This is a genomic window from Deltaproteobacteria bacterium (genome assembly GCA_016210005.1).
Taxonomy (GTDB): Bacteria; Desulfobacterota; Binatia; order HRBIN30; family JACQVA1; genus JACQVA1.
Genome location: JACQVA010000180.1, coordinates 1 through 2,740 on the forward strand (window position 1 = coordinate 1; position 2,740 = coordinate 2,740).

Consider the following 2,740-nt stretch of genomic DNA (forward strand, 5'->3'; position numbering starts at 1 on the left):
CCGCGTCTTCTTGACAACGGAGGCCTTATAGGTGTTGACGGCGTCTGATCCTCCGTTCAGGAGGAGAGAGCCAGGAAGTAGTCATTCCGCGTCTCGGACGGACGGCGCAGCTCGAGATGCCGGAGGCAACGGACGGCTAGACCCAGGGAGCTACATATTGCCTCGAACTCTTCCTGTGGAACATGGAGATTGGTCGCCGGGTAGAGCACGAGTGGTTCTCCGCGCAGCAGCGGTCGGATGTACGTGGAGTAGATCGTGCGCGCCAACGCGCGGGGCCCGAACTCGCGAAGCTTGCGGCCGAGATGAACGACGATGCCTCTGTCAAGTTCAGGCCGGAAGGGCAGCTCTCCGACGAACACCGTGCCGCCGGGAGAGCAGACTCGAACCAGCTCCGCCAGCGCTTGCTCCACGACCGCCTTGGATGGAAGCGCTTGGAGTACCGAGTTGATCACCACGACATCGAATGACTTATCCGCGTACGGAATGTCTTCCGCGGACCCCAACCTGAACTCCACGTTTGGCGCATTACGAAATAGCCGAGTCAGCTTCGCGACGGCGCTCGCGCTTGGGTCTACGCCGCAGCAGCGAAGGACACGGTTCGAAACGAGGCGGAACAACGCTCCATCGCCGGGCCCAACGTCGAGTACCCGCGAAGCCGGACCGAGCGAAAGCTGGCTCGCTACGCGGGCAAGCTTCCGCCTCGTCGTCTCGGCATCTCGATTCGCCATGAGCGCCGGGTCTGCAAAGTGCTTCGCCCACAGGTCGTAGGCTTCGCGGTGATCTGACGCGTGGATCCGTCGAACGATCATCCTCGCTCCTCCCGCCGCCGTCTAACGCCGGCGCTCACCCGCCGCGGCCAGACGCCCCCTTCGCGGTTTGCGAGTGACGTCGTGGCCGCGGTCGGGTGGAGCGCTGAGTTAGACTCTTCTGCCCTCGACTGCGTCCGACACGGCGAAGCACCTTCCCCTGTGCGGCCCGGATCAACACTCGGAGCGCGTCGTTCACGTTCTGGGAGGTTGGAAAAACCTCCGCAACATCGGCATCAAGCAACACGACGTTGGTGCCAGCGCGGTACCTCTCGTAGTACTTACCCCGCACCGCACCCGAGAAATCATACTCCGGACGCATCTCGTCGTTATCGGTTCTCTCTGCCTTCTGATTCATACTGTCGTCGCTCCTTCGACGTTGGCTCTCGAGCGCTGATGATGCGCACGTCCTCGCCCTCGTCGCAATGTGAGACTACCAAAAGCCGCTGCCGATTGGAGTAGCCCATCGTGAGGTAGCGGTTCTCATCAACAGAATGGTCGGGATCATCTCTGGTGGCCGCCAGGGGATCCCCGAACACCGTCGAAGCTTCCTCGAACGACACGCCATGTTTACGGAGATTCGCCTCCGCCTTGCGAGAGTCGGACCGAAAGCGCACGCAGCCAACGTATCACATCATGAAGGTAGGATCACCACGGTGGGCTCGAAGTCGCGTTCACGTCGCATCCCGCCTGGGCTCACGCTCGTCCTCGATCAGGCGGGCGACGACCTCCATGTCTTCGGCGTCGAGCTGATGAAGGGCGCAAGCAGTTGCCCGACCAGAGATAGAGGCGCGAGTCCGTGGCGAGTGAACCTCGTCGCACCGGACCACGCAGTTCAGCTGGTTGGCGACGGGCGCTGACGTGATTCGGCCCGACCGCGCCCGCCGTAGCGATTTGAGCTGCTCGGCGGCCTTGTCGCGCATCGCCGGAAGTGACGCTCGGCTCGCGACGCGTTGTCAATTGCCTTGTCGAGTTCGGCGCGCGGGCCGAGACAGACTTGGAGGGTGCCCTCACCGAGTGCCGCACTGACCTCCTGCCACTCAGAACGCGAGTAATCCCGCACGCTCGATGCCATCCCGGTGGACGTAAACAATGAACACGCCCCATCTTGGGTCCTCCTCTGGCACCTTGCTCGGGCGTCTAACGCCGCGGCTCAGGCGCGGCGGGCGCTGATGAAAGGCAGCTGTGGCCCGCCGTCGCCTGCAGCGGCTGAGTTAGGGATGTCACGTTGCTCATCGGCCTTTCCCTAGGCCGCACCACCGCTGAGGTCGACAACTTCCTCGCGAGACCCCGGGCCGCCGTACCGCTTCACAGCGTAAGAGCCATCCCCGAGTGCCGGCTCGAGTAGCGTGCGAAGGGCAGCTTCAAAAAGTTGTTCGGCGCTCTCCCCATAGCAGAAGATGGTGGCCCAACCACCTCCAAACTCGTGCCCGTCGAGATGACCGAGGTGCTTCTCAGCAAGCGCGCTCTCGACCGCGGTCTCCAGCGCGGACACGCGATCGTCATCCTCAGCGAATCCAAGGTCGTCATCCGACAGTCGGATTCGGATCAGCAGCGCTTCTCGCTTCGCCATAGCTGTACCCTAACGTAAAAGGGTTTTTCCGTCATCCGGCGCGACGGGGCGGTGCGCGAGGATGGTGTGATGGTGCCGCCGGATGGCGGAAAGGCCTGCCTGCGCCGCGGCTTCGGCAGGCAGGCCTCGGTGCGGAAGACTCAAGGACCGCAGGCAGGGATGCCTGCGCCACCGGGAGGAAAGCCCGCAGGCAAGATGCCCGCCCTGAACTACTATGGCCGGAAATCGTCGCGGCGCGCGAGGATTTCCCTCCGTCATTCCCGCGAAGGCGGGAATCCATCCGGAGCCCCACCGCCCCTGGATGCCCGCCCCACGCCTTCGCGGGGGCAGGCTCTAAAGATTTGCGGGCATGACGGAATAC

Annotated in this window: 3 protein-coding genes; all 3 read right to left on the reverse strand. The window is 63.5% G+C overall.

The window, feature by feature from the left end; genetic code table 11:
• Nucleotides 1-56: 56 nt before the first annotated feature.
• Nucleotides 57-809 (reverse strand): class I SAM-dependent methyltransferase, encoded by a 753-nt coding sequence (locus tag HY699_17415; protein ID MBI4517586.1) that lies wholly within the window; start codon nucleotides 807-809, stop codon nucleotides 57-59.
• Between the two features lie 326 nt (nucleotides 810-1,135).
• The gene (locus tag HY699_17420) at nucleotides 1,136-1,423 is read right to left on the reverse strand and encodes a BrnT family toxin (protein ID MBI4517587.1); all 288 of its coding nucleotides are present in this window, start codon (nucleotides 1,421-1,423) and stop codon (nucleotides 1,136-1,138) included.
• Between the two features lie 629 nt (nucleotides 1,424-2,052).
• Entirely contained in the window at nucleotides 2,053-2,379 is a 327-nt protein-coding gene (locus HY699_17425; GenBank protein ID MBI4517588.1) for a hypothetical protein, read from the reverse strand.
• Nucleotides 2,380-2,740 lie beyond the last annotated feature (361 nt).

What these genes read in the sequence shown, in the direction of transcription:
- HY699_17415 (MBI4517586.1), bottom strand. Translation starts at nt 809, where the DNA reads ATGATCGTTCGACGGATCCACGCGTCAGATCACCGCGAAGCCTACGAC.
- HY699_17425 (MBI4517588.1), bottom strand. Translation starts at nt 2,379, where the DNA reads ATGGCGAAGCGAGAAGCGCTGCTGATCCGAATCCGACTGTCGGATGAC.